We start from the raw sequence: 20,719 nt of genomic DNA, 5'->3' as shown, positions 1-20,719 counted from the left end.
ACATTTCGGCCGCAATTCACGCAAATTTAACCGGCCGGAACCATCCTCCCGATTCACGGGTTCTCCGCCCGTCTTCATCAGGAATCAGATTTCATGCGCCGCGCCGTGGCTTTCGTCGGACTGCTCGGGATCGTCGCCGCCGGCATCTCGCTCTCGATCATGCCGACCAGCCGTTCGAACGCTGCCGCGAACGAGCCGCGCACCTTCCTGATCCCGGCCAGCGACGGCTATGGCGTCGCCGACTGCATCTCGACGAAGGCCGAGTGCGGCAAGATCGTCGCGAACGCCTGGTGCGAATCCCAGGGCTTCGGCAAAGCCGTCGCCTTCGGCGTGGCCGATCGCGCCGATTTCACCGGCACCGTCGCCCGGCCGAGCCCGGCGCAGGTGGCCGAGCAGCCGCTGAGCATCACCTGCAGCGACTGATCTTCGCACCGGTCACCGAATCCATTCCGAGCATTTCGGCGGCTCGCCGGACGCCCCCCAGGGCATGATCGGCACGGTCGAGGTCGAATTCTGGGGCGAGCCGTCGATCAGCTTGTCGGTGTAGACCAGATAGACCAGCACATTGCGCTTGGCGTCGCAGCCGCGCACGATCTGCATCTTCTTCCAGACCAGCGAGCGACGCTCGCGGAAGACGACATCGCCCTGCTCCGCCTTCTCCTTGAACTTGATCGGGCCGACCTGGCGGCAGGCGAGCGAGACCTCCGAGACCTCCTCGGCCACACCGAACATGCCGGAGACGCCGCCCTTCTCGGGCACCGTATAGTGGCAGGCGACACCCTCGACGATGGGATCGTCGACGCCGTAGACGGCGAGCTTGTCGTTCGGGGTCAGCATCTTCCAGACCGTCGACTTGCGGAAGATCAGATCCTCTTGTGCCACCGCCGGTGACAGCGTCGTTCCTGCCAGAGTGACGGCCAGCGCAGCCAGAACCCCATGACGAAGCAGCATTCCCATTCTCCCGGCGCGTTTCAGCTCGGCGCCCGGCAGGATATGGGAAGCATGCGGCCGCTGCACCAGAGTTTTGCAGTGCAACCGCCGGGAAGAGGATCGCTGCGTGCTACCGGAACTGGAAAGCGAGAGATTGGTGCTGCGCCCGCGCAGGCTAGACGATCTCGACGCCATCGTGCGGCTGAACGCCGACCCGCAGGTGATGCGCCACATCGCACCCGTCGGCGACCCGGCGATGGGGCGCGATGCCGTCGCCGCGCGCAGCTTCAACCATGTCGCGTACGGGCTGGGCTACTGGTCGATCTTCACCAAGAAGGCTCCGACGGAGTTCATCGGTTATGTCGGGCTCATTCCCGACGGAGATGCCGTGGACGACGTGCAGATCAGCTATCGCTTAGAGGTCCGGCACTGGGGCAAGGGCTATGCCGGCGAAGCCGCTGCCCGCCTGCTCGACTACGGTTTCGGCACGCTCGGCTTCCCCATGGTCGGCATCACGACTCATCCGCTCAACGCTGCCTCGTTGCGTCTGGCCGAGCAGCTGGGCTTCGAGGCCGCACCGACCGACCCCCGCATCCTGATCGGCGATCCGCCGGTGCGGGCGGCGCGGCTATGGCTCGGACGCGCCGCGTGGCGCAGTCTCACCCAGCCAGAGGCTTGAAGACGAGATAGGCGGCGGCGAGCGCGCCGACAACGCCGAGCGCGAACAACACGAGCTTCAGCCGCGTCATCATGCTGGCGAAGGCGACGTTGCCGGCATCGACCTGCGGATAGCGATCGAGCAAGCGGGCCACCGCGAAATTCTCGGCGACATCGCAGAGTCCGCCGAGGAACCAGCCGCCGCCGCAAAGCACCGCCACCCACCAGGGCTGTCCGCGCATCGCGAGGCCGGCGATCAGCAGCGCGCCGACGATCGCATAGGTGAAGGCACAGGCGACGTCGGCCGGCAGCACGCGGTTGCGATAGCGCGCCCGCGTCTGCTCGCCATAGAGCGAGAACAGCTTCTCGACATCGGCGACGTTGTAGCCGTCCCAATCGCTCTCCAGCATCCGCGGTACACCCTGCCGGCTCGACCAGAAGCCGACCGCCCAGAACAGCACCACCACCAGCACCGGCCCCCAGACGAAGAAGGCGAGCGGGACGATGGTCGAATAGAACGGCACGGTCTCGATCATGGCGGCTCGTTTCTCGCGGCAGGCATCGGCGCTTCTTCGTCAGGTTATCCGGCGCGCGGGCTGCCGCCAAGCACGGCAAACCCCTTCCCTGCTCAAAGCAGCTCTTCCGGCGGCAGCAGGTCGAGGCGGCATAGCTCGACGCGCGTCTGCTGGGAATCGTAGAGCAGGAAATATTCGTCGAGCTGGGGTGGCGCGATGTCTGTCCCGGCCAGCATCGCATGGGCCTGGCCGCGATGGTGGATCTGGTGCTGGAAGAGATGCGCCAGCAGATCGTCGATGCGCTCCTCGATCGCGCCATGCTTGCCGCGATCGGTGGTGACGGTGGCATCGAGGGCGGCATCCGACAGCCCGTCACAGACCGCGATCAGGCGGCGATCGGTGGCGCTCTGCGCATGGAACAGCGCGGGCGCTTCAAAGGGCCGGAAGCGCTCGAACACCTGCCGGCCGAGCCCGCCGCGTTCGAGCGCGTCGATGTAGTAGAGATCGACCATCAGGTTGTGGTTCAGCGTTTCATGCAGCGAGGGGAAGAAGCTCGTGCGCGTCGCCTTGAAGGCGGTGTCGTCGAGTCGCATGCAGGCCGAAAGCAGCCGCCAGTTCGCCCAGGCGTTGTTGTGCGCCATCTTGCGGAAATGGGCGCTGAGCGCCCCCCGGCGGCCCGCGCTCTCAGACATCGCTCGGCTCAGGCATGAGGCAGGATCTCCTGTTCGATCGCGCCGAAGATGGAATGCCCGGCGGCGTCCTTCATCTCGATGCGGACCGCGTCGCCGAAACGCAGGAAAGGCGTCTTCGGTTCGCCCCGGAGGATCGTCTCCACCATTCTCTGCTCGGCGATGCAGGCATAGCCCAGGCCACCTTCCGCTACCGGCCGGCCCGGGCCGCCGCCGGCATCGCGATTCGAGATCGTGCCGGAGCCGACGATCGTGCCGGCCGAGAGCCGGCGCGTGGCGGCGGCGTGGGCGACGAGCGTGCCGAAGTCGAAGGTCATGTCGACTCCCGTGTCGGGCTTGCCGAAGAGGCTGCCATTGACCAGCGCCAGTAGCGGCAGATGAAGCTTTCCGTCCCGCCAGGCCGTGCCGAGTTCGTCAGGCGTGACGGCGACCGGCGAGAAGGCCGAAGACGGTTTTGACTGAACGAATCCAAAGCCTTTCGCCAACTCGCTCGGAATCCGATTCCGCAAGCTCACGTCGTTTGCGAGCATGACGAGGCGAATCCGGGCGAGCGCTTCCTCCCGGCTCGCCCCCATCGGCACGTCGTCGGTGACGACCGCGACCTCGGCCTCGAAATCGATGCCGTCCTCCTCGCTGCGCGCAAGCACCGGCTGGCGCGGACCGAGCGGCGCATCGCTGCCGCCCTGGTACATCAGCGGATCGGTCCAGAAGCTTTCCGGCATCGCAGCCCCCCTCGCCTTCCGGACGAGGTCGACATGGTTCACATAGGCAGAGCCGTCGAGCCACTGATAGGCGCGCGGCAGCGGCGCGGCACAGTCATGCTCGTGGAAGCGGAAGGACGGCACCGAGCCGTGCTCCAGCCCCTCGGCGAGATCGGCCAGGCGCGGCGCGAGCCGCTGCCAGTCGTCCAGCGCGGCCTGCAGGGTCGCGACGACGGGGAAGGCGTCGGTCGCCCGCGTCAGGTCCCGCGAGACGATGACGAGGCGGCCATCACGGCCATGCGAGAGAGAGGCAAGCTTCATCTCTTTTCATTCCTTCGCGGACGCGCCAATAAGGACGCAACAAGCCTTCGGGAGGAGACCATATGGAACGTCGCAGCTTTTTGAAAACGGGGGCCCTCGCCGCCGCCGCGACGACCGTCGCGATGCCGGCGATCGCGCAGTCGCAGCCCGAGGTGAAATGGCGCCTGACGTCCAGCTTCCCGAAGTCGCTCGACACCATCTTCGGCACGGCGCAGCAGTTCTCGAAATACGTATCCGAGGCGACGGACGGCAAGTTCGACATCCAGGTCTTCGCGCCCGGCGAGATCGTTCCCGGCCTGCAGGCGCTCGATGCCGTTTCTTCCGGCACGGTCGAATGCGCGCATTCGCCGACCTATTTCTACATCGGCAAGGACCCGACGCTCGGGCTCGGCACCGGCATTCCCTTCGGCCTCAATGCCCGCCAGCAGCATAGCTGGTGGTATTTCGGCGGCGGCGAGCAGATCGTGAACGGCGTTCTCGACCGCTTCAACGCCTATTCCATCCCCTGCGGCAACTCCGGCTGCCAGATGGGCGGATTCTTCCGCAAGGAACTCGGCGGCCTCGACGACCTCAAGGGCCTGAAGTTCCGCATCGGCGGCATGGGCGGCGCGGTGCTGGCCAAGCTCGGCGTCGTCCCGACGCAGATCGCACCGGGCGACGTCTACCCGGCGCTGGAGCGCGGCACGATCGACGCGGCCGAATTCGTCGGCCCCTATGACGACGAGAAGCTCGGCTTCATCCGCGTCGCGAAATACTACTACTACCCCGGCTGGTGGGAGGGCGGCGCGATGCTGCACCTCATCATCGGCAAGGACGCCTGGGCCAAGCTGCCGAAACACTATCAGGCCATCGTCCAGAATGCCTGCGAAGCCGCGAACAACTGGATGCTGGCGAAATATGACTTCGTGAACCCGGGCGGCCTGCGCCGGCTGGTGGCGCAGGGCGCGCAACTCAAGGCCTTTCCGCTGCCGGTCATGGAAGCAGCTCTCAAGGCGGCCGAGGAGTACTATGCCGAGACCGGAGCCAAGAGCCCGGACTTCAAGAAAGGCTACGACTCGATGGTCGCCTTCCGCGGCGAGAACCTGCTCTGGTGGCAGGTCGCGGAGCTGTCCTACGATTCCTTCATGAACAGGCTGAAGGCGCGCTGAGGCGCGCCTGTTCACCGCCATGACGACGAAACCGCCCGCCGATCCCGAGACCAAGGCGCTCCATCTGGAGCGCTTCCTGCCCTACCGCCTCAACGTCGTGGGCACGCTGGGCGGCCGCGCCCTCGGGCGCATCTATGGCGAGCATTTCGGGATCGGCATCCCGGAATGGCGCGTGGTGGCGCAGCTCGGTGAGTTCGGCAAGCTGACCTCGCGCGACATCGGCGAGCTCGCCCAGATGCACAAGACCAAGGTCTCGCGCGCGGTCGGCGAGCTGGAGAAGCGCGGCCTCGTCTCGCGCTCCGAGAACCGGCAGGATCGGCGCGAGTCCTTCGTGACGCTGACCGCCGCCGGCAAGCGCATCTACGACCAGATCGTGCCGCTGGCGCTGGGCTTCGAGGCGCGCTGGGTCGAGGGCATCGCCCCCGACGAACTCAAGGTGTTCGAGCGCGTGCTCTCGACACTGACCGAGCGCGGGCGCCATCTCGCCGGAAATTATCGGGACGAGGACGGGGCTTAAGCGCAGATTTCAAGCACTCAGCCCTCATCCTGAGGAGCGCTTCGCAGAAGCGCGTCTCGAAGGATGCTCCAGACGGTTCTGTCGTGCCCTGGACCATCCTTCGAGACGCCGCTTCGCGGCTCCTCAGGATGAGGGCTGGGTTAATATCCGCCTAGAAATACCGCGCCAGATTGCGCCTGATCCGCGGCAGCGGGTCCTCGCCCTTCGGTGGATAGGCGAAGACGCTGCCCGTGATCGTCTCGAAGGCGCGGACATAGACCGCCGAGGTCTGGTCGATGAGCTCCTGCGGGATCGGCGGCAGCGCCTCCTTATAGGGGTCGCAGCGGGCGACCACCCAGTTGCGCACGAAGTCCTTGTCGAAGGATTCCGGCTTGTCGCCGGCAGCGAAGCGTACCGGGTAGCTCTCCGCGAACCAGTAGCGGCTCGAATCCGGCGTGTGGATCTCGTCGGCGAGGAAGATGCGCCCCTCGGCGTCGGTGCCGAACTCGTATTTGGTGTCGGCGAGGATGAGGCCGCGCTCGCGGGCGAGCTTCTGTCCACGTGCGAAGAGCGCGAGCGCATAGCCGGACACGGTGTCCCACTGCTCCTGCGTCAGCAGTCCGCCCTCGACGATCTGGCGCTGCGACAGCGGCTCGTCATGGCCGCCGTCGAAAGCCTTGCTCGTCGGCGTGATGATCGCCTGCGGCAGTTCCTGATTGTCGCGCAGGCCGTCCGGCAGGGTGATGCCGTACATGTCGCGCTGACCCTGCTTGTAGAGCGTCAGGACCGATGTGCCGGTCGTTCCGGCCAGATAGCCGCGCACGACGATCTCGACCGGCAGGATCTCGAGGCGCTTGCCGACCACGACGTTGGGGTCGGGATATTCCAGCACATGGTTGGGGCAGATGTCGGCGGTCTGCTCGAACCAGTAGCGCGCCGTCTGCGTCAGCACCTGCCCCTTCAGGGGGATCGAGGCGATCGCGCGGTCGAAGGCGGAGAGCCGGTCGGTCGAGATCAGGATGCGCCGGCCGTCCGGCAGATCGTAGTTCTCGCGGACCTTGCCGCGGTAGTAGTTCGGCAGCTCCGGGATGACGGCTTCGTGAAGAGGCAGATAATCGGACATGGCGGAGCTTGCCTCTTTGACGGAGCGCGCGGAGAGGCGCCGGAGCGCCATTCAGGCAGCCCTTCTAGCGAAAGCGCGCGTTTTCCACCACCGCGGCGGCGCGCGCTTCCCCGGATTGCTGCAACGGCCCGAATATGGCATGCGAAGCGTCCAGCGGGAGCCAGGTCCGCGGCGCACCGGCGCGGGCCGCTCCATAGTTCCGTCGTGTTTGGCGGGTGTTGTTGGACGGAGCCGGCAACCGGCTTTCGACAATGGATGGCGTGACCCGACCTGCGATGATCCTGCGACTTTCCAGACGTTTTGGCATGGCGCTGCTGGCGCTGGCAGCTCTCAGCGGGCCTGCCGCGGCGCAATCGCCTTCCTGCGACGCCTGGCGCTCGGAACTTGAAACCCTACAAGGTCGCAGCGGCGGCGACCCGCGTGCTGCCCAGGCGGCCGAACGTGTCGGCGCCCAGCTTTCGCAGCTCAACGGGCAATATCGCGCGATGGGCTGCGAGCGCACCTTCGGCATTTTCGATTCGGGCCCGCCGCAATGCGGCGCGATCCGCGCCCAACTCGGCCAGTTGCAGTCGCAATATACGGCGCTGCAGCGGCAGGCCCAGGGCGGCGGGGTCGAGCAGCGTCGCGCCCAGCTCGCCGCCGCGATCAACAACAATTGCCGGGCGCAGCCGCGCGGCTTCTTCGAGACGATCTTCGGGCTGGAGCCGCGCCGCGGCGAGGTCGATTCGACGATGCCGGAGCTCGACCCGGAGCAATCCACGGAACCGGCGAAGCCGCGTCTTGGCGGCCCGCAGACCGTCTGCGTGAGAACCTGCGACGGCTTCTTCTTCCCGCTGAGCAATAACACCGGCAATCCCGACGAGATGTGCCAGGCGCTCTGCCCGGGCGTCGAAACGCTCGCTTACGGCATGAGTGCTGGCGGCGACGTTCAGAATGCCGCCTCACGCTCGACCGGGCAGCCTTATTCCTCCCTGCCGAACGCGCTGAAGTACACGCGCAGCTTCGATGCAGCCTGCACCTGCCGTGGCCAGGGCGAGAGCTGGTCGGCGGCGCTCAAGAACGCCGAGTATCTGCTCGACAAGCGCAAGGGCGACGTCATCCTCACCGAGCAGCGCGCGGCCGAGCTCTCGCGCCCGAAGCTCGATCCGAAAGCCGAGGCCAAGCGGCGGAGCGCCGTGCAACAGCCGGTGCCTGGAGCGCCGGCCAATGCACCCGAGGCCGCGGATGATAAGCCGATGCCGTCCGAGAATTCGCCGACCTCAGGCACCGAGTCGGCCGGCGTCGGCCCCGACATCGTCGGCGAGCAGGTGCTCGACAAGAAGGATGGCTTGAAGAGCGAGTCGCGCAGCGTGACCGGCGAACGCCGCTCCGTTCGGATCGTCGCCCCCAATCTCGCGCCCAATCTGAGCCCGCAGCTCGTTCGGCCTTGATCCGGCAAAGTTCCATGCATCATGCGCAGATGGGCTGGCGGAAACTCAGCGCGCCGGCCGCTGGACGCATGCCAAAAACCGACGCATAAAGAGGCCGCCCAGCCGCCCTCCGGGAGGCCCGCCAGACCGCCTCCACGGCCTACCAGGCCGCGCGCTCGCCCTCTGACGCTCCCCAGCCTCAGCAGGCCGCCATGTCCGATACGACGACCACCCCGCACCCTCATCCGATCGAACTCGACGACGCCAGGCGGCGCCTCAAGGCGATCTTCATCGGCTCCGTCGGTAACCTCGTCGAGTGGTACGATTTCTACGCCTACACCGCCTTCGCGCTGTATTTCGCGCCACATTTCTTCCCCTCGCACGATCCGGTCGTCCAGCAATTGAACGCCGCGACCCTGTTCGCCGCGGGCTTCATCGTGCGGCCGGTCGGCGGCTGGCTGTTTGGGCATCTGGCGGATCGCTACGGGCGGCGGCTGTCGCTGACGCTGTCGGTGGTGATGATGTGCTTCGGCTCGCTGATCATCGCGCTGACGCCGACCTATGCCACGATCGGCTTCGCGGCCCCTGCCCTGCTGGCGCTGGCGCGCATCATCGAGGGGCTGAGCCTCGGCGGCGAGTATGGCGCGAGCGCCACCTATCTCACCGAGATCGCCGATCCCGAGCATCGCGGCTTCTATTCGAGCTTCCAGTACGTCACGCTGATCGGCGGCCAGCTCACCGCCATCCTGGTGCTGCTGCTGCTCCAGAATGTCTTCCTGACGCATGAGCAGCTCGTCGCCTGGGGTTGGCGCATCCCCTTCGTCATCGGCGCGTTCCTCGCCATCACCGCGATGTTCATGCGGCGGCATATGCAGGAGACCGAAGCCTTTGAGGCGGCCAAAGGCACGATGAAGCGCGAGAGCTCGCTCAAGGGCCTGATGAAGTATCCGCGCGAGGTTGCGATCGTGGTCGGCCTCACCGCCGGCGGAACCGCCGCCTTCTACACCTTCACCACCTATATGCAGACCTTCGTCAGACAGACGGTCGGGCTCTCCGACATCGTGACGACCTATGTCATCGCGGGCTCGCTGATCTTCGCGGCGATCCTGCAGCCGATCTACGGCCTGATCTCGGACAAGATCGGCCGCAAGCCGATGCTGATGTTCTTCGGCCTCGCCGGCACGCTCCTGACCGTGCCGATCCTGACGACGCTCGCCGGCACGAAATCGGCGTGGATGGCTTTCCTGCTGATCTGCGGCGCCTGGATCTTCACCGCCGGCTACACCTCGATCAATGCCGTCGTGAAGGCGGAGCTGTTCCCGACCGCGATCCGCGCCACAGGCGTCGCCGTGCCCTATGCGGTCACGGTCTCGGTCTTCGGCGGCACGGCGCCGGCCATCGCCCTGTTCTTCAAGCAGCAGGGCCATGAGGAGTGGTTCTACTACTACCTCGCCGGCGTCATCTTCCTGTCGTTCCTGGTCTATTCGACCATGCGCGACACCAAGCACGCCTCGGCGATGGAGCGGCACGAGTGAGCAGCGGGCTGCCCGGTCGCCCCACACACCTTCTCCCCTTGCGGGAGAAGGTGGCGGCTCGAAACGCCGACGGATGAGGGGCCACGCCTAGATAGTTCGGCAATCGGTTCGCGACCGGCGCCGCGAGACCGCTCACCCTGGCCCTCTCCCGCAGCGGAGAGGGGATCGTTCAGGCGCTCTCGCCGGCCAGTCGCTTCAGCGCCTTCTCACGCCCGATCAGCGGCAGCAGCGCCGCCAGTTCCGGGCCGTGATCCAGACCCGTCAGCGCCTGCCGCAGCGGCATGAACAGTGCCTTGCCCCTGGCGCCGGTCGCTGCCGAGACGGCCTGCGTCCAGCTCTTCCAGGTCGTGGCGTCGAAGGGCTCCTGCGGCAGCAGATCGGCCGCCGCAGCCGCAAAGGACTGATCCGCGATCACGGGCACGGCCGGTCCCTGAACGACCTGCCACCACAAGGCCGCCTCATCCAGCTTCGCGAGGTTTCCCCGCACCGCCAGCCAGAAGGGCTCGCCTCCGCCGATGCCGAGCGCCGAGAGTCGGCCCGCGACGGCCGCGAACGGAAATTGATGAAGCGTGCGGGCGCTCAGCGCCGCCAGCTCGTGCTCGTCGAACTTGGCCGGCGCCCGCGAGACATGGGCAAGCTCGACCAAGCCCGCGAGTTCGTCGAGGCTGGCAACCGGACGCACTGCATCGGATGTGCCGACCATCGTCGCCAGCGCCGCGACCGCCAGCGCCTCGACGCCGCTGTCGCGCAGGCCGCGCAGGGAAAGATGGCCGAGGCGCTTGGAAAGCCCCTCGCCGCTCGCGGTGGTCAGCAGGTTGTGGTGGCCGAAAGCCGGCAAGCTCGCGCCTAGCGCCTCGAAGATCTGCGCCTGCACCGCCGTATTCGTGACGTGGTCCTCGCCACGGATGACATGGGTCACCCCGGTCTCGATATCGTCGACAACCGACGGCAGGGTATAGAGATAGCTGCCGTCCTCCCGCACCAGCACCGGGTCGGAGAGCGAGGCGCAATCGACATGCGAAGCGCCACGCACGAGATCGTCCCAGTTGACCTCGCGCGGCTCCAGCAGGAACCGCCAGTGCGGCGTGCGCCCCTCCGCCTCGAAGGCCGCCTTTTGCTCGGACGTAAGCTTCAATGCAGCACGATCGTAGATCGGGGGCAGGCCGCGGGCGAGCTGGCGCTTGCGGCGCCGGTCGAGCTCGTCGGCGGTCTCGTAGCAGGCGTAGAGCCGCCCCGCCTGGCGCAGGCGCTCGGCCGCGGCATCATAGATCGCAAGCCGCTCCGATTGCTTGATGACGAGATCGGGCACGATGCCAAGCCAGCCGAGATCCTCGGCAATGGCCTGCGCATATTCCGGCTTCGAGCGGGCGATGTCGGTGTCGTCGTAGCGCAGCAGGAAGCGGCCGCCGTGGCGGCGGGCGAAGAGCCAGTTGAACAGCGCCGGCCGGGCGTTGCCGATATGGAGATAGCCGGTGGGCGACGGCGCGAAGCGAACCAGGGGCGAGGTCATGACGCGGCTTATGGCGCTTTTGCGGGCGCCCGACAATCGCGTCTTTGACGCCGCTTCCGCACCGTTAACCCCACATTAGGGTTACCAAGGCATGAATTGTCTTCGAGCAGGGCGAAACGGGTGGAGCCGGACGGCTGCTCGGGGAGATCAGGATGCGTATCCGTTCCATCGGGCCAGCGCTCGCGGCCACAGCCCTCGCGGCAAGCCTTCTCGCCGTCCCTGCCCTCGCGGCGGATTACCTGCGCGGCTCGCAGGTCATCGAGGCTCCGGAACCGCCGACCATCGACCGTGGCATCAACTGGTCCGGCTTCTACTTCGGTGGCGGCGCCGGCGTCTCCGACACGAAGTTCGAGCCCGGCACCGGGTTGCAGGATCTCGCCCGCTTCGCCTTCCGGAACACGCTACTCGGCGCCGAATACGATATGGGGGCACTGGTCAACAATCTTCCCGAAAAGCGCGACAGCGGCGCGACCTATTTCGGCTTCGTCGGTTACAATTGGGCCTTCGGCGACGTCATTCTCGGCTTGGAGGCGGATTACACCCGCTCCGGGCATAGCTATCAGATCGACGACTTCATCGCTCGCCGCGCTGTCACCTCGAACGGCACCGTCAACGATTACTCTCTGACGACCAACCAAGGCGCCAAGCTCGACGATTACGGCACAGCGCGGCTTCGCATGGGCTGGGCCTTCGGCAACTTCATGCCCTTCGCGACGATCGGCGGCGCGGTCGGGCGCTTCAACACCACCTCCACGGTCGACGCGACTTGGCGCTTCACGCGGACGAATCCGGTCACCGGTGCTCTGGAGAACAATGTCGTCGCGAGCGGCTATCCTCTTACCGTCGGCGCCACCAAGAAGAACGTCTACGGCTTTGGCCTTTCGGTCGGCGGCGGTCTGGACTGGGCGCTGGCGGACAACATCTTCCTGCGTGGCGAATACCAGCTCATCCGCTTCGCGGATGTCGAGGGCACGACGACGACGGTCAACACCGCGCGGGCCGCGGTCGGCGTCAAGTTCTGACGACACCACAAGTCGCAGCAACAAAAAAAGGCCGGGACGAAACGTCCCGGCCTTTTTGTTTGGTCAGCCGATCCGGCCCAGCCTTACTCGGCCGCCTCGACCTCGGGCCGGGTCCGCCCTGCCCGCTCGCGCTTGACGAGCTCGGCGACGAGGAAGGCCAGTTCCAGCGCCTGCTCGGCATTGAGGCGGGGATCGCAGACCGTGTGGTAGCGGTCGTTGAGATCGGCGTCGGTCATGCCGCGCGCGCCGCCGGTGCATTCGGTGACGTTCTTGCCGGTCATCTCCAGATGCAGGCCGCCGGCATGGGTGCCCTCGGCCTGATGGACGGCGAAGAAGTTCTTCACCTCGGTCATGATCAGGTCGAAAGGCCGGGTCTTGTAGCCGCTCGCCGCCTTGACCGTGTTGCCGTGCATCGGATCGCAGGACCAGACAACGTTGCGCCCTTCGCGCTTGGTCGCGCGCACCAGAGCCGGCAGGTTGTCGAAGACCTTGTCGGCACCGAAGCGGGCGATCAGCGTCAGGCGGCCCGGCTGGTTCTGCGGGTCGAGCACCTCGATCAGCCTGAGCAGGCCGTCGACCGTGGTCGAGGGACCGCATTTCAGGCCGATCGGGTTCTTGATGCCGCGGAAGAACTCGACATGGGCATGGTCGAGCTGGCGCGTGCGATCGCCGATCCAGACCATGTGGCCGGAGGTGTCGTACCACTCGCCGGTCGTCGAGTCGGTGCGGGTCATCGCCTGCTCGTAGCCGAGCAGCAACGCCTCGTGGCTGGTGTAGAAATCGGTCGTGCGCATCTCCGGATGGGTCTCCGGGTCGATGCCGATCGCGCGCATGAAGTCGAGCGCCTCGGTGATGCGCTCAGCAACCTCCTGATAGCGATGCGACTGCGGGCTATCCTTGACGAAGCCGAGCATCCAGCGATGCGCGTTGTCGAGATTGGCGTAGCCGCCGGTCGCGAAGGCGCGGATCAGGTTCAGCGTGGCTGCCGACTGGCGGTAGGCCTCGAGCTGGCGGCGCGGATCGGGGATGCGCGCCTCGGCCGTGAAGGCGATGTCATTGACGATGTCGCCCTTGTAGCTGGGAAGCTCGACGCCGCCTTCCTTCTCCGTCGGCGCCGAACGCGGCTTGGCGAACTGGCCGGCGATGCGCCCGACCTTCACCACCGGCGAGCCACCGGCGAAAGTCAGCACCACCGCCATCTGCAGGAACAGCCGGAAGAAATCGCGGATGTTGTCCGCCGAATGCTCGGCGAAGCTCTCGGCGCAGTCGCCGCCCTGCAGGAGGAAGGCCTCACCGGCCGCAACCTTGCCCAACGCCCGTTTGAGCTTGCGCGCCTCGCCTGCAAAAACGAGCGGCGGAAAGCCGGCGAGCTGCTGCTCGACCGCCTTCAAGGCTGCCTGGTCCGGATAATCCGGAATCTGCTGGGCGGGCTTGGCTCTCCAGCTCTCTGGCGTCCACCGCTCGGACATGGGACTACTTGCTCCTGACCTTCGAGATCGCGCGTTGTTAACCTCTTGGTAGCGCGAAGGGGCGGCTATACACCCAAGGCACGAGAATAGCCACCAGTCGGCGACGTCGTCACGGCCGCGGGTTTCGGCATATCAAAACGAGAGCCGGAAAGCCGCCTCATGTCAGCGGGATGCCGCCCTTCGCGGGCGGCTGCACGGCTGCTTCGCAGATCGGGTCTGCCGCGACGGAAGCGGCCCTCCCCGCGACGCTAAACCGCCCGCGGTGTGCGCATCGTCACGAGTTCCTCGGCGGCGCTCGGATGCAACGCGACAGTGCGGTCGAAATCCGCCTTGGTCGCCCCCATCGTCACGGCGATGGCAACGGCCTGGATAATCTCGCCAGCATCATGTCCGAGGATATGGACGCCCAGAACCTTGTCGGTCGCCGCATCGACGACGAGCTTCATATAGGTGCGCTCATGCCGCCCGGAGATGGTCGCCTTCATCGGGCGGAAGCCGGATTCGAAGATGCGCACCTCATGGCCGGCGGCAATCGCCTGGTTCTCCGACAGGCCGACCGTGCCGATCTCAGGCGTGGTGAAGACCGCTGAGGCGACCGTGGCGTGATCCACTGTCCAGGAGCGATTGCCGAAGGTGCTGTCGGCGAAGGCATGCCCTTCCCGGATGGCGACCGGGGTCAGGTTGACGCGGTTGGTGACATCCCCGACCGCATGGATCGACGGAACGGTGCTGGCTGAAGCTGCATCAACGGCGATCTCGCCGAGCGGGCCGAGCTCCACTCCAGCCCGCTCCAGCCCCAGGCCTTTCGTGTTCGGCCGCCGGCCGGTCGCGACCAGAATGACATCGGCGTCGATCGGCGCGCCATGTGCGCAATGGGCGCGACGGGCGCCGTCCGCCAATTCCTCGATGCGCTCGATGGTGCAACCGAGCCGCATGGTGATGCCGGCATGGACCAGCGCATCGCGCAGGCGATTGCGGATGTCTTCGTCGAAGCCGCGCAGGATATTGTCGCCGCGGTGGAGCAGCGTCACGGCAACACCGAGCCGGGCAAAGAGGCTGGCGAATTCGAGCGCGATATAGCCGCCGCCGACGACCAGAAGCCGCTTCGGCAAGGTCGGAAGATGGAAGACCTCGTTGGAGGAGATGCCCAGCTCGCCGCCGGGGATCGGCGGGTCGAAGGCCGGCCAACCACCCGTCGCGACGAGAATATGCCGGGCGGTGACAGTCAGGCCGCTCTTGACCAGCCGAACGCTGTGCGGCCCCTCGATGATGGCGCGCTCCTCACGGATCTCGACCTTCGCGCCGTCAAGGCCCTTGCGATAGAGGCCGGAGAGGCGCGTGACCTCGTTCGCCACGGCGTCGCGCAGCGTCGGCCAGTCGAAGGACGGCTTTGCGGGAAGCGTCCAGCCGAAGCCGGCTGCGTCCTCGAAATCGTCAGTGAAGCGGCTGGCATAGACGAAGAGCTTCTTCGGCACGCAGCCGCGGATGACGCAGGTGCCGCCGATGCGGTCCTCCTCCGCGATCATCACACGGGCGCCGTGGCCGGCCGCGATGCGCGCAGCACGCGTGCCGCCGGAGCCCGCCCCGATGACGAAGAGATCGACGTCGAATTCAGCCATGATCTTCTCCTTGGCGTCCCGGTCCGAACCAGAGGATTCCGGCTCCCAGGAGGGCGATCCACCAGCCCTGCCAGGCCCCGTGCCCGACGACGGAAATTGCGAAAGCGGCGGCGAACATCGCCAGGCGCGGCGCCATCTCCCGCGCCGGCAGCCGGCGCAGTTGCACGAGCAGTAACAAGCCCGCGAGCAGGAGAATGCCCGCTCCGATCACCCCGGTCTCGGCCCATGCCTGCAGCGGCATGTCGTGAGGATGTCCGACTCCCAGCAGCGTCCTGTGCTCCGGCGCCACCTCGGCCGCCACGGGGTGCTGGTCCATGCTGGCCGAGGTCCCGAAGCCGGCGCCTGCGATCGGCCGCACCCGCACGACCTCGCCGAAGCTCTGCCAGATATCGATGCGGGCCTGCCCGGTCATCACGGCGAAGCGGTTCAGGATCATCGAGGGCAGCCAATTGTGAGCGGCGATGCCGAGCACCGGCGCCATCACCATGGCGAGGACGAAGGCCAGGCCGGCAGCCGTCAGCGTCAGGCGCGGCCAACAGGCCGACAACGCCCAGGTGACAACGCACACCGCGACTCCCAGCCGCGCCGACGCACTCTCCGAGCGCAGCGCCAATGCGGCGACGGTCAAACCAAGGATCACCGCCAATATCCGGTCGGACCGGCGTGCGGCCGGCGCATTCCAGAGACCGTGGATCGTCGGAACGGCCAGCGTCAGCGCTGTGATAGCGGGCCGGTTGAAGACGAAGGTCATCACCTTGCCGACACCCAGCGCAGCCCGCTGCGAGAGGCCCGAGGCCAGTTCGACGATCGACAGCAGGCAGGCGAGGATCAGCGCGAATGCGAGCGCGCGCAGCCACGCCGGCCGCGGCCTGAACCGGCCCGAGGCGGCAATCGCAAACGCGAAGGCGATGGGCAGAACAAGCTCCGCCCAGGCGCGCAGGGAGGCGCCCGGCTTGTGGCTCCACGCAATCGAGATCAGCGCCCAGGCAAGGAAGGCGGTCAGGGCCAGTCCCAGCGGTGTCGCGAGCAGGCTCCGCAGGCGCGCGGCGACGCCTCCCGCCTGGCCCGCAGCGACGGCCGCGGCGATGAAGGGAATGACGGCCAAGCCGAGCATGAGCGGGGCGGAGCGATTGGCAAGCCACATCGCCAGCGGCATCAGCACCATAAGCGCCGCGCCGATCACGGTCAGGCGTGACGGAAACCTCCCGGAGCTGGGCGCATGTTCGTGGCGATCGGCGAAACGCATCTGACTCATGAATTGCGCTTACGCGATCGCGGGAAACGTCGCCAGCGCCTTATCCGGAAGCCGGCCAGAGTCGTAGAACTAAAGGAGCAAGAGCCGCAGCGAACGCGGAGAAGTACGCCGATTATTGTCAAGACATTATTCAATCAGGCGCAATTGACGCCCTGCGTGGCAAGGTGTCACAGCCGATACTGCCCAAAAAAGCACGGCGGGGGCCGTAATCGGAGGAAATCCATGCTGACATCTATCTTGAAGCGTACGGCCCTGACCGCGGTGGCTCTCGCCGCTCTCTCGACGGCTGCCTTCGCCCAGCTCGCCGAACTCAAGATCATGGCCCCTGCAGCGCCCGGCGGCGGCTGGGACGGCACCGCGCGCTCGATGCAGCAGGCGCTGACCGCAGCCGGAATCGTCAAGAGCGTGCAGGTCAACAACGTCACCGGCGCCGGCGGCACCATCGGCCTCGCTCAGCTTATCGGCGCGAAGGGCGACGGCCACCAGCTGATGGTCAACGGCTTCGTGATGGTCGGCGCGATCCTGCTCAACAAGTCGCCGGTCAATCTCACGCAGGTGACGCCGATCGCCCGCCTCACCGCCGAAGCCGAGGTCATCGTCGTCCCGACGGAATCCCCGCTCAAGACCGCCAAGGACCTGGCCGAGCGCCTGAAGGCCGATCCGGCCAAGGTGACCTGGGCTGGCGGCTCGGCCGGTGGCACCGACCACATCCTCGCCGCGCTGTTCGCGCAGGCCGTTGGCGCCGACGCCAAGAAGATCAACTACATCCCGTTCTCGGGCGGCGGCGAGGCACTGGCCGCGATGCTCGGCGGGCGCGTCACTGCCGGCGTCTCCGGCTATGGCGAGTTCGAAGGCCAGATCAAGGCCGGCAAGCTGCGCGTGCTCGCCGTCTCCTCGCCCAAGCGCCTCGAGAACGCGCCGGACGCCCCGACGCTGAAGGAGCAGGGCATCAACCTCGAACTGCTGAACTGGCGTTCGGTCGTGGCTCCTCCCGGTCTCTCGGCCGATCAGACCAAGGCGCTGACCGACACCGTCGAGAAGATGGTCAAGTCGAAGGAGTGGCAGGAAATCCTCAAGGCCCGCGGCTGGGATGACGCTTTCCTCGCCGGCGCTGCCTTCGACACCTTCCTGAAGGCCGAGATCGAACGCGTCTCGAAGGTGATGACCGAAGTCGGCCTGGTAAAGTAAGCCGGGCAAAGCCGACAAAAACACGGGGGCCGGGAAACCGGCCCCTTTTCTCACCGCCAGAAGCGCCGCGAAGGCGCCGGCCTGCATAGCGGGAACGCCATGACGAACGAGACTCGGACGCAAGGTGCCAACAAGCCGGCCCTGATCGTGGGTGTGCTGCTGCTGATCGTCGCCTTTTTCGTCGGCTACGACGCGTCGCAGCAGACCATTACCTCCACCTATGGCATCGGGCCGACGGCCATGCCCTATGTCGTGATGGTCGGCCTCGTCATCCTCGGCCTGGCGCATTTCGTCGTCGCCTTCCGCGAAGGCCTGCCCGAGCCGGAGGCGGCCGACAACAAGGCCCTCTTGTGGATCGCCGGCGGCCTCGTCTTCCTGATCGCGTGCATCGGGCTCGGCGGCGGTTTCATCATCGCCATCTCGGTCGTCTTCGCCTGCACCGCGCGCGGCATGGGGCGGCGGGCCCTGCTGGTCGATGCGGCGATCGGCTTCGTCCTCGGCCTGATCATCTTTCTTGTCTTTGCGAAGCTCCTGACGCTGATCCTGCCGTCGGGACCGCTCGAGCAACTCTTCCTCTGAGCCGGGGCTGAACGATGGATACCTTGCTCTCGCTGATCAGCGGCTTCGGCGTCGCCCTCGAGCCCTCCAAGCTGCTGTTCTGCCTCATCGGCGTCTTTCTCGGCACCGCAGTCGGCGTTCTGCCCGGTATCGGCCCGGCGCTGACCGTCGCGCTTCTGCTGCCGGTCACCTTCAAGCTCGACCCTGCCGGCTCGCTGATCATGTTCGCGGGCATCTACTATGGCGGCATGTATGGCGGCTCGACCACTGCGATCCTGCTCAATGCGCCGGGCGAAAGCGCCTCTCTCGCCACCGCGCTCGAAGGCTCGAAGATGGCCAAGGCCGGCCGCGGCGGCCCCGCGCTTGCGACTTCGGCGATCGGCTCCTTCGTCGCCGGCCTGATCGCGACGATCGGGCTCGCCTTCCTCGCGCCCTGGCTCGTCGAGGTCGCGGTCAAGTTCGGTCCCTGGGACTATTTCGCCCTGATGATCGTCGCCTTCGTCACAGTGTCGGCGACCTTCGGCGACTCGCCGCTGCGCGGTCTCACCAGCTTGTTTCTCGGCATTACGCTGGGACTGGTCGGCATCGACAAGCTGACAGGCCAGGCGCGCCTGACCTTCGGCGTGCCGGAGCTGCTCAACGGCGTCGAAGTGACGACGCTCGCGGTCGGCCTCTTCGCCGTGGGCGAGGCCTTCTACGTCGCCTCCAAGCGCTTCCGCGAGCCGGAAGAGATCATCCCTATCAAGGGCTCGCTCTGGATGACGAAGGAGGACTGGAAGCGGTCATGGGCGCCATGGCTGCGCGGCACCGCCTTCGGCTTCCCGATCGGCGCCTTGCCGGCCGGCGGCGCCGAAGTCCCGACCTTCTTGAGCTACTCGACCGAGAAGAAGCTCTGCAAATACCCGGACGAGTTCGGCAAGGGCGCGATCGAGGGCGTCGCCGGGCCGGAGGCAGCCAACAACGCCTCGGCCGCCGGCACGCTGGTGCCGCTACTGACGCTCGGCCTGCCGACCTCGGCGACGGCGGCGATCATGCTCGCCGGCTTCCAGCAATACGGTCTCAATCCCGGCCCGCTGCTCTTCGCCGAGAAGCCGGATCTGGTCTGGGGCCTGATCGCCTCGCTGTTCATCGCCAACGTCATGCTGGTGATCCTGAACCTGCCGCTGATCGGGCTCTGGGTCCGGCTGCTCGCGATACCGCAGCCCTGGCTCTATGCCGGCATCCTCGTCTTCGCGACGATGGGCACGCTCGCGGTCAACGGCTCGGCGGTCGAACTGACCATGCTCTTCGTCTTCGGCTTCCTCGGCTACCTGATGCGCCGCTACGACTACCCGGTCGCGCCGATGGTGGTTGGCCTCATCCTCGGGCCGATGGCGGAGCAGCAGTTGCGCCGTGCCTTGCAGATCAGCCTCGGCGACCCGATGATCCTGTTGGAAAATCCGATCTCGGCGACACTGCTCGGCATCGCCCTCCTCGCTCTGGTAGCGCCATTCGCGATGAAGGGGCTGAACCGCTTCAAGGCCTCGGAGGACTGACGAGGCCGAGCCGCAGCAGGCTCTCGCCGGTCGCGACGAGAGCCTCGGCGGCAGGCCGCGGCTGCCATCCCAGCATGGCCTGCGCCTTGGCGCTGGTCGCGTTCTTGACGCGGCCGAGCTCCGGCGTCGCCGCCTGACGCGCCGTGGCGCTGAAGCGCGCGGCGAGGCGCACCAGCCAGTCCGGCAATACGCGGGTCGAGACGCCGCCCGCGCGCTCGCCGAGCCCGTCCTTCAACGCCTGGGCAATGGCCTGCATCGTCATGAAATCCCCGGCGGTCGCGAGAAAGCGCTCGCCCGCCGCAGCCGGGTCGGTCATGGCGCGCAAGTGCAGGTCGGCCACGTCGCGCACATCGACCACACCGAACATCAGGCGCGGAACCGCCCAGAGCCTTCCTTCCAGCATGGTCTTCACCAGCAGGATCGAGGCGGAAAGATCCGGCCCGAGCAGCGGGCCGAAGACGCCGACCGGATTGACCACGGCGAGTTCGAGCCCCTGCCCTTCCCCGTCGACGAAATCCCACGCGGCAAGCTCGGCCAGTGTCTTCGACTTCGGATAGGCGGCGAGGCCCGGCGCGGCCGGATTGGTCCAGTCGCGCTCGTCATAGGGCCGCTTCAGCGCGCGGCCATAACCTATGGCCGCGAAGGACGAGGTCAGCACAACACGCCTCACTCCCGCGCGGCGAGCCGCGCGGAGAACACGCAACGTACCTTCGCGCGCCGGACGGATCAGCTCATCCTCGTCCCTGGGGGCTGCTGACGCCAGCGGCGATGCGACATGCAGCACATGGGAGCAGCCGGTCATCGCCGCATCCCATCCTTCATCCTGCATCAGATCGGCGGCGGCGATCTGCAGGCGCTCGCCCGCATCGACACCCGCCCCTTTCAAGGCTTCCCTCAGGCGGCCTTCCCGCGCCGAGGAGCGCAGCGTGGCGCGAACATCGAAGCCCGCCGCAAGCAGCTTCAGGATGCAATGCCCGGCGACGAAGCCGGAGCCTCCGGTCACCAAAACGAGGTCGCGGGTCATGATCCGGGCTCCGAA

The 20,719-nt window shown here is 66.8% G+C and carries 20 protein-coding genes; 10 read left to right on the top strand and 10 right to left on the bottom strand.

The genetic code is table 11. The features are described from left to right. The first annotated feature begins 93 nt into the window (after positions 1–93). On the top strand, positions 94–423 hold the full coding sequence (locus AC1DNE_RS10535) for a hypothetical protein (RefSeq protein WP_441468504.1): 330 nt from the start codon (positions 94–96) through the stop codon (positions 421–423). Between the two features lie 12 nt (positions 424–435). Here AC1DNE_RS10535 and AC1DNE_RS10530 read toward each other — a convergent pair whose 3' ends face one another. Further along, positions 436–951, bottom strand: coding sequence for a CreA family protein (locus AC1DNE_RS10530; RefSeq protein WP_476765946.1), 516 nt, complete (start codon positions 949–951; stop codon positions 436–438). A gap of 106 nt (positions 952–1,057) precedes the next feature. On the opposite strand from AC1DNE_RS10530, the gene AC1DNE_RS10525 reads away from it, so the two are divergent. Continuing rightward, positions 1,058–1,609 (top strand): GNAT family N-acetyltransferase, encoded by a 552-nt coding sequence (locus AC1DNE_RS10525; protein ID WP_476765945.1) that lies wholly within the window; start codon positions 1,058–1,060, stop codon positions 1,607–1,609. Here the strand turns inward: AC1DNE_RS10525 and AC1DNE_RS10520 are convergent. From AC1DNE_RS10520 to AC1DNE_RS10510, 3 genes are all read right to left on the bottom strand, one after another. Then, on the bottom strand, positions 1,590–2,123 hold the full coding sequence (locus tag AC1DNE_RS10520; RefSeq protein WP_476765944.1) for a hypothetical protein: 534 nt from the start codon (positions 2,121–2,123) through the stop codon (positions 1,590–1,592). The two genes, AC1DNE_RS10525 and AC1DNE_RS10520, sit on opposite strands and share 20 nt — an antisense overlap. 92 nt (positions 2,124–2,215) lie before the next feature. Next, positions 2,216–2,794, bottom strand: coding sequence for a DinB family protein (locus AC1DNE_RS10515; protein WP_476765943.1), 579 nt, complete (start codon positions 2,792–2,794; stop codon positions 2,216–2,218). An 8-nt stretch (positions 2,795–2,802) separates the two neighbouring features. Further along, positions 2,803–3,813 carry a fumarylacetoacetate hydrolase family protein gene (locus AC1DNE_RS10510; RefSeq protein WP_476765942.1) on the bottom strand — a complete coding sequence of 337 codons (1,011 nt, stop codon included), beginning with the start codon at positions 3,811–3,813 and terminating at the stop codon, positions 2,803–2,805. A 62-nt stretch (positions 3,814–3,875) separates the two neighbouring features. On the opposite strand from AC1DNE_RS10510, the gene AC1DNE_RS10505 reads away from it, so the two are divergent. Continuing rightward, on the top strand, positions 3,876–4,961 hold the full coding sequence (locus AC1DNE_RS10505) for a TRAP transporter substrate-binding protein (RefSeq protein WP_441468510.1): 1,086 nt from the start codon (positions 3,876–3,878) through the stop codon (positions 4,959–4,961). A gap of 19 nt (positions 4,962–4,980) precedes the next feature. Then, positions 4,981–5,478: a MarR family winged helix-turn-helix transcriptional regulator gene (locus AC1DNE_RS10500; RefSeq protein ID WP_441468511.1), complete on the top strand. Its 498-nt coding sequence runs from the start codon at positions 4,981–4,983 to the stop codon at positions 5,476–5,478. 151 nt (positions 5,479–5,629) lie between these two features. Here AC1DNE_RS10500 and AC1DNE_RS10495 read toward each other — a convergent pair whose 3' ends face one another. After that, a complete protein-coding gene (locus tag AC1DNE_RS10495) occupies positions 5,630–6,580 on the bottom strand; it encodes a phosphoribosylaminoimidazolesuccinocarboxamide synthase (protein WP_476765941.1) in 951 nt (316 codons plus the stop codon). A gap of 260 nt (positions 6,581–6,840) precedes the next feature. On the opposite strand from AC1DNE_RS10495, the gene AC1DNE_RS10490 reads away from it, so the two are divergent. Continuing rightward, the gene (locus AC1DNE_RS10490; protein ID WP_476765940.1) at positions 6,841–8,010 is read left to right on the top strand and encodes a DUF2865 domain-containing protein; all 1,170 of its coding nucleotides are present in this window, start codon (positions 6,841–6,843) and stop codon (positions 8,008–8,010) included. 191 nt (positions 8,011–8,201) lie between these two features. Further along, complete coding sequence (locus tag AC1DNE_RS10485; RefSeq protein ID WP_441468514.1) at positions 8,202–9,524, top strand: MFS transporter; 1,323 nt, start codon at positions 8,202–8,204, stop codon at positions 9,522–9,524. Between the two features lie 169 nt (positions 9,525–9,693). Here the strand turns inward: AC1DNE_RS10485 and gltX are convergent, their stop codons facing one another. Then, positions 9,694–11,034 (bottom strand): glutamate--tRNA ligase, encoded by a 1,341-nt coding sequence (gene gltX, locus AC1DNE_RS10480; RefSeq protein WP_441468515.1) that lies wholly within the window; start codon positions 11,032–11,034, stop codon positions 9,694–9,696. 152 nt (positions 11,035–11,186) lie between these two features. Here gltX and AC1DNE_RS10475 point away from each other — a divergent pair, with 152 nt between their 5' ends. Further along, complete coding sequence (locus AC1DNE_RS10475) at positions 11,187–12,056, top strand: outer membrane protein (RefSeq protein WP_441468516.1); 870 nt, start codon at positions 11,187–11,189, stop codon at positions 12,054–12,056. A gap of 83 nt (positions 12,057–12,139) precedes the next feature. On the opposite strand, the gene AC1DNE_RS10470 is transcribed toward AC1DNE_RS10475, so the two are convergent. The 3 genes from AC1DNE_RS10470 to AC1DNE_RS10460 all read right to left on the bottom strand — a co-directional run bounded on the left by AC1DNE_RS10470 (position 12,140) and on the right by AC1DNE_RS10460 (position 16,399). Further along, complete coding sequence (locus AC1DNE_RS10470) at positions 12,140–13,525, bottom strand: class II 3-deoxy-7-phosphoheptulonate synthase (RefSeq protein WP_441468517.1); 1,386 nt, start codon at positions 13,523–13,525, stop codon at positions 12,140–12,142. Between the two features lie 248 nt (positions 13,526–13,773). Continuing rightward, positions 13,774–15,144 (bottom strand): glutathione-disulfide reductase, encoded by a 1,371-nt coding sequence (gor, locus tag AC1DNE_RS10465; protein WP_441468518.1) that lies wholly within the window; start codon positions 15,142–15,144, stop codon positions 13,774–13,776. Further along, positions 15,137–16,399 (bottom strand): O-antigen ligase family protein, encoded by a 1,263-nt coding sequence (locus AC1DNE_RS10460; protein WP_441468519.1) that lies wholly within the window; start codon positions 16,397–16,399, stop codon positions 15,137–15,139. The genes gor and AC1DNE_RS10460 overlap by 8 nt, the downstream gene beginning before the upstream one ends. Before the next feature lie 222 nt (positions 16,400–16,621). On the opposite strand from AC1DNE_RS10460, the gene AC1DNE_RS10455 reads away from it, so the two are divergent. The 3 genes from AC1DNE_RS10455 (at position 16,622) to AC1DNE_RS10445 (ending at position 19,680) form a co-directional block, all read left to right on the top strand. Continuing rightward, on the top strand, positions 16,622–17,587 hold the full coding sequence (locus AC1DNE_RS10455) for a Bug family tripartite tricarboxylate transporter substrate binding protein (RefSeq protein ID WP_441468520.1): 966 nt from the start codon (positions 16,622–16,624) through the stop codon (positions 17,585–17,587). A gap of 99 nt (positions 17,588–17,686) precedes the next feature. Next, complete coding sequence (locus tag AC1DNE_RS10450) at positions 17,687–18,166, top strand: tripartite tricarboxylate transporter TctB family protein (RefSeq protein ID WP_441468521.1); 480 nt, start codon at positions 17,687–17,689, stop codon at positions 18,164–18,166. Between the two features lie 14 nt (positions 18,167–18,180). Further along, entirely contained in the window at positions 18,181–19,680 is a 1,500-nt protein-coding gene (locus AC1DNE_RS10445) for a tripartite tricarboxylate transporter permease (RefSeq protein ID WP_441468522.1), read from the top strand. On the opposite strand, the gene AC1DNE_RS10440 is transcribed toward AC1DNE_RS10445, so the two are convergent. Then, the gene (locus AC1DNE_RS10440) at positions 19,661–20,704 is read right to left on the bottom strand and encodes an SDR family oxidoreductase (protein ID WP_441468523.1); all 1,044 of its coding nucleotides are present in this window, start codon (positions 20,702–20,704) and stop codon (positions 19,661–19,663) included. The genes AC1DNE_RS10445 and AC1DNE_RS10440 overlap by 20 nt on opposite strands. Positions 20,705–20,719: the final 15 nt, after the last annotated feature.

The organism is Allobosea sp. 05L423 (assembly GCF_056397745.1).
The sequence above is the reverse complement of the archived record's forward strand: the minus strand, read 5'-3'. Positions and strand labels throughout refer to the sequence as shown.